The sequence below is a fragment of the Thermococcus sp. 101 C5 genome (assembly GCF_009372125.1).
Taxonomy (GTDB): Archaea; Methanobacteriota_B; Thermococci; order Thermococcales; family Thermococcaceae; genus Thermococcus_A; species Thermococcus_A bergensis.
The window spans coordinates 1-4,648 of record NZ_WHIZ01000094.1; the positions used below are offsets into that span (position 1 = coordinate 1).

Consider the following 4,648-nt stretch of genomic DNA (forward strand, 5'->3'; position numbering starts at 1 on the left):
TAATGTGTTATGGTCTGAAAATCCTCCTCAGAGTCAAATACTGTTTAAATAACAGGGGGTGAAACTAAACACGCCCCGCCTCACCACATTCTTTAAATACCCTCCGGCTTACCTCTTCTCGGTGAGAATATGCTAAACACGATGGTTTTGATAAGGACAGACAGCTTTGACAAAGCCCTAGTAGCACTGGCAGACCTCGTTAGATATGGAGGAATGGAGATAAGGGGAAAACCAAGAATCATACCCCCAGCTCTCTCTGACTGGGCGTTTGAAAAAATCGTTGGAGAGAAGCCCAAGAAGAAGTACCGCGCCCATGTTATAGCGCAGATAGACCTACCTCCCGCAAAAGCAATAGGCAGATTAAGGGAAATTCACCCCCCAGCACACATAATAGTTATCCCTCCAGATTCACCCGTTCATAAGGAACTCCTCAAAATGTGGGGAACTTTTGAAGTGCTGAAGGGGTTTTATCCTCCCAAAAGACCTAGAAATGGAGAAGAGAGCGAGGAATAATCACTTCTTTTTCTTCTTCCTGATTTTTATGTTTGCGACGTCCCCAAGGGTCGGCTCGTAATCCTTTGGAATCGCAACTTTCTCCTGCACGCTTTTCTCTACCCTCTCAATGAGGGTTATCTTAAAGTATCTTTCGAGCTTCTTTGCCTCCTCTATGGTCGGCATGTACTCCCCGTGGGCTATTCTCTTAAGGAGGTTTGTTGAAAGACCCACTTTGTGGGAAAGCTCTTCATAGCTCAAACCACTTTTTTGAATCGCCTCTCTTACCCTCTCTGAATAGTCCTCAACGATATCCTCTGTATAAAGGGGCTTCTGCGTTCTCGGAGCTGGCTTCGGTCTAGGCTTTGGCTCGTAGGTCCTCCTCGGTTGCCTTCCGGTGGGCATTGGACTCCACGTTCCAGGCTTTTTCTTGCCATACTTTTGATAGCACCTGCTGCAAACTAACAGCTCTGCACCCTCTATTTTCACCGTGTGGCCTTGTCCTCTAATCTCTGCCCCACAGATTTCACAAATCCTTGGTTTGGCTTTTGCCATTAAAATCACCTTCAGCGCTCTCTACTCTGAGTTTTAGGATTAGATTTTATAAACCCATCTGATAACATAACACCGATAAATATGGCGGATGAAATCAAAGTGGAGAAACTAAAGAAAATGGACCAAGAAACACTCGAGACCCTTGTAGGAATTTACATGAGGGGCTACGAGGGCTTGAGAGAATACGGCGGAGAGGGAGAGAGCTACGCTAAAAGGTACCTCCGGTGGTGCTGGAACAAAGCCAGCGATGGATTCTTCGTGGCAAAAGATGGTGATAGGATAGTTGGGTTTATTGTGTGTGATAACGACTGGCACAGCAGATACGAGGACAGGGTGGTAGGGGCCATACACGAGTTTGTAATTGACAAGGGCTACCAGGGAAAAAGCGTTGGCAAAAAGCTCATGGAAAAGTGTCTGGAGTATCTGAGCAAATACAATGATAGAATAGAGCTGTGGGTCGGAGAAAAGAACACCAAAGCAATTGAATTCTACAAAAAGCTCGGCTTCAAAATAGCTGGAAAGAGCGGCATATGGATAAGAATGGTAAAAGACCTAAAAGAAGAAAAAAAGTAGTCATTTTATCGGAGGTCTGAACTTGTAGCCGTAGAGGATTATTCCGTCCTCTTCGAACTCCCTAACCTTTCTCGTGACCATCTCTACTTCCATGCCAAAGTCGATTTCTTCTGGGTCAACATCCGTGAGCTGGGCCAAAATCACCGGCCCCTCTTCGAGCTGAATTAGGGCTATGGGATACGGCTTGTAGTACTCGTAACCGCTTGGCGGGTTTCTCACTATAGTCCAGCTTACCACTTTGCCCTTTCCGCTGAACTGGAACTCCTCTACCTCTTGGCTTCCACATTCCGGGCAAACAGGCCTCTTAGGGAAGTGAACGTGACCGCAGCTCTTACATTTGCCCCCGATGAGGCGGTATTTCTCTTTAAAGTGCCTCCAATAACGGGCAACCTGCATTGGTCTCCCCATCTTCAAACCCTCCTCAATATGGTTACGGTTATGTTTGAACCCGTTCCACCTATGTTTTGAGTTAACCCAATCTCCGCATCAGGCACTTGGTTTGGAGCTTCTCCTCTAAGCTGCCATACTGCTTCTACGGTTTGATAAACTCCCGTAGCCCCTACAGGGTGTCCCCTCGCTTTTAGTCCACCGAGTGTTTGAATTGGGTAATCTCCATCAATCGCTATCTGCCCTTCTTTTGCAAGCATTGCACCCTTTCCTCTCTCCGCAGCGCCAATTGACTCCAGGCTTAAGGCGGCCATTACGGTAAAGGCATCGTGAACCTCAAAGAAGTCTATGTCTTTAACTTCAATACCGGCCATCTTATATGCCCTTTCTGCAGCAACCTTTGCCGCTCTGAGGAACAAGAACTCCTTTCTGTTTGCAAGGTTTATGGTATCCACTGCTCTTCCCATTCCCGCAACCTCGACCATCTTCGCCCTGTCCACAAATTCTTTGGCCTTCTCTTCGGTGGTTATTATGACAGCCGCAGCACCGTCGGCTATTGGTGAGGCGTCAAAGAGCTTCAGCGGGTCAGCTACATATGGGCTCTTCATAACGGTTTCAACCGTTATTGGCTTCTTGAACATAGCGTATGGGTTCTTGGCACCGTTTGCGTGAGCGTTAACTGCAAAGAGAGCTAAATCCTCTTCAGTATAACCGTATTCCTTCATGTAGAGCCTCATGGCAAGTGCATTTAGCGCTACAAAGCTCACACCATGGAAAAGCTCCCACTCTGCATCTGCAGCGTAGGCAAGGTACCTTGTTGCGTCACTTGGCCAGGCGTCGGTCATCTTCTCAACGCCTACAACTGCAACGACGTCTTCAAGACCGCTCATAACTGCTTTTACTCCTTCCTGAACCGCGGCTCCACCGCTTGCACATGCAGCTTCAATTTTAACGGCTGGAATATTTCCAAGACCGGCCCAGTCCGCTATTAATGCCCCAAGGTTTTCCTGTTCAACGAATGAACCAGAGGCCATGTTGCCAACATAAAGTGAATCCACCTTATCAACACCCGCATCTTCCATGGCATTGAGCAAAGCCTCAACGGCTAAATCTCTAAGGCTCAGCTTCCAGTGCTCTCCAACCGGAGTCAATCCCACACCAATGATAACCGGCTTTCTCATTTTAACCACCTCACATGATGTACTTACCTCTGTGCTTTGCGTAGAGGGCATAATCAATGTACTTCTTCCTGTTTACGTAATCCATGGTCTTTGGCGCTAGGTCTCTCTTTTCTTCAATTGCATCCTGCACCACTAAGCTGAATGCATCGCTTCCGGCCCCACTTCCAAAGCTTACCCAGAGAATTCTATCTCCCGGCTTCGCTATGTCCAAAACCGCTGAAATGCCAACTAATGTAGCACCGCTGTAGGTGTTTCCTATTATTCCGCTCAGCAGTCCCGGGAGGACTTTTTCTTTGGGGATTCCGAGAATCTTCGCAGCTGTGAGTGGGAACTTAACGTTTGGCTGGTGGAAGACGGCGTAATCAAAATCACTCGGAGAGTAGCCCAGCTCTTCCATTAAGCCCTTTGCGGCGCTTATTATCTGGTGGAAGTAAGCAGGCTCTCCAGTGAATCTATTCCCATGCCTTGGATAGTGCTCGTGCTGTCTTCTCCAGAAGTCAGGAGTATCGGTTACGTAAGAATAGCTTCCCTCAAAATAAGCGACTGTCTCGGAGCTTTTCTCACCCACGATATAAGCGGCTCCTCCAGCGGATGCAGTAAACTCTAAATGGTCGCCTGGCCTTCCTTGAGCTGTATCGGCACCGATGGCCATGGCATACTTCGCCATTCCGCTCCCAACAAAACCAATAGCAGCTTGCAATGCTTCAGTTCCAGCTTTACATGCGAATTCAAAATCCGCGGCATCTAAATCCGGAGTTGCCCCAATTGCCTCAGCAATTACGGTTGCAGAAGGTTTGACCGCATATGGCTTGGATTCGGTTCCAAACCACAAAGCCCTAATTTCTCTCGGATCGATTTGAGCTCTTTTAAGAGCATTTCTTGCGGCCTCAATTCCTATTGTTATTGCATCTTCATCCAAATTATTAACGGACTTTTCCTGAATGGGAAACCCATTCACTCCCCAAACCCTTCCAATTTCCTCGTTTTTAATTCTATACATAGGCACATAGGCACCATAACCAACAATTCCCACATCCTTTACTGGCTTCAGCAGTTTCCTCATTGGGCACCACCTTTTTAAGAGATTATCTTTAAATCGTTCTCTCAAAGGTTAAAGACGTACATTATAAAAGCCTTTCGGTAAATGTGGGCGTGTTTATAGTAACCTTTATTAGGGTTTTTGCTGAATTCTTTCAGGTGGTTGTCGTGATCCCCAGATGGGATCACAGACTCAAAGACCCTGAAAGCGTGGCATTCGCAATTCTTGACGTTTTAGCAGACTTCGAATCAGAAGGAAAGCTGAAGAACCTGCCAAAATCCAAAAAATTTCCAGTAAAAACAATACTGGCAATACTCCTCTTTAAACAATACTACAACCTACCCCTCAGAGACGCCCAGCACTACGGCAGAAAATTCTTCGGAGCAAACATTCACTACTCAACCCTCCACAACTGGGAGAA

Annotated in this window: 7 protein-coding genes; 3 read left to right on the top strand and 4 right to left on the bottom strand. The window is 46.9% G+C overall.

Going from position 1 to position 4,648, the window contains the following annotated elements:
* The first annotated feature begins 129 nt into the window (after positions 1 to 129).
* A complete protein-coding gene (locus GBV73_RS10465; protein ID WP_042701409.1) occupies positions 130 to 513 on the top strand; it encodes a DUF356 domain-containing protein in 384 nt (127 codons plus the stop codon).
* On the opposite strand, the gene GBV73_RS10470 is transcribed toward GBV73_RS10465, so the two are convergent.
* Positions 514 to 1,047: a multiprotein bridging factor aMBF1 gene (locus tag GBV73_RS10470; RefSeq protein ID WP_152881204.1), complete on the bottom strand. Its 534-nt coding sequence runs from the start codon at positions 1,045 to 1,047 to the stop codon at positions 514 to 516.
* Between the two features lie 81 nt (positions 1,048 to 1,128).
* Here GBV73_RS10470 and GBV73_RS10475 point away from each other — a divergent pair, with 81 nt between their 5' ends.
* Positions 1,129 to 1,620: a GNAT family N-acetyltransferase gene (locus GBV73_RS10475; RefSeq protein ID WP_152881206.1), complete on the top strand. Its 492-nt coding sequence runs from the start codon at positions 1,129 to 1,131 to the stop codon at positions 1,618 to 1,620.
* Here GBV73_RS10475 and GBV73_RS10480 read toward each other — a convergent pair whose 3' ends face one another.
* The 3 genes from GBV73_RS10480 to GBV73_RS10490 are packed head-to-tail and all read right to left on the bottom strand — an operon-like array spanning position 1,621 to position 4,251.
* Positions 1,621 to 2,028, bottom strand: a complete 408-nt coding sequence (locus GBV73_RS10480; RefSeq protein ID WP_042701417.1) for a Zn-ribbon domain-containing OB-fold protein — start codon at positions 2,026 to 2,028, stop codon at positions 1,621 to 1,623.
* Positions 2,029 to 2,030: 2 nt separating this feature from the next.
* Positions 2,031 to 3,188, bottom strand: a complete 1,158-nt coding sequence (locus tag GBV73_RS10485; RefSeq protein WP_152881209.1) for a thiolase domain-containing protein — start codon at positions 3,186 to 3,188, stop codon at positions 2,031 to 2,033.
* Positions 3,189 to 3,198: 10 nt separating this feature from the next.
* Positions 3,199 to 4,251: a hydroxymethylglutaryl-CoA synthase gene (locus GBV73_RS10490; RefSeq protein ID WP_152881211.1), complete on the bottom strand. Its 1,053-nt coding sequence runs from the start codon at positions 4,249 to 4,251 to the stop codon at positions 3,199 to 3,201.
* An 89-nt stretch (positions 4,252 to 4,340) separates the two neighbouring features.
* On the opposite strand from GBV73_RS10490, the gene GBV73_RS10495 reads away from it, so the two are divergent.
* On the top strand, positions 4,341 to 4,648 hold a 308-nt coding region (locus tag GBV73_RS10495), incomplete at its 3' end, for a hypothetical protein (RefSeq protein ID WP_152878644.1).

Excerpts from the sequence above, each read along its gene's own strand:
- GBV73_RS10475 (WP_152881206.1), top strand. The coding sequence starts at position 1,129 with ATGGCGGATGAAATCAAAGTGGAGAAACTAAAGAAAATGGACCAAGAA.
- GBV73_RS10485 (WP_152881209.1), bottom strand. The coding sequence starts at position 3,188 with ATGAGAAAGCCGGTTATCATTGGTGTGGGATTGACTCCGGTTGGAGAG.
- GBV73_RS10470 (WP_152881204.1), bottom strand. The coding sequence starts at position 1,047 with ATGGCAAAAGCCAAACCAAGGATTTGTGAAATCTGTGGGGCAGAGATT.
- GBV73_RS10465 (WP_042701409.1), top strand. The coding sequence starts at position 130 with ATGCTAAACACGATGGTTTTGATAAGGACAGACAGCTTTGACAAAGCC.
- GBV73_RS10480 (WP_042701417.1), bottom strand. The coding sequence starts at position 2,028 with ATGGGGAGACCAATGCAGGTTGCCCGTTATTGGAGGCACTTTAAAGAG.
- GBV73_RS10490 (WP_152881211.1), bottom strand. The coding sequence starts at position 4,251 with ATGAGGAAACTGCTGAAGCCAGTAAAGGATGTGGGAATTGTTGGTTAT.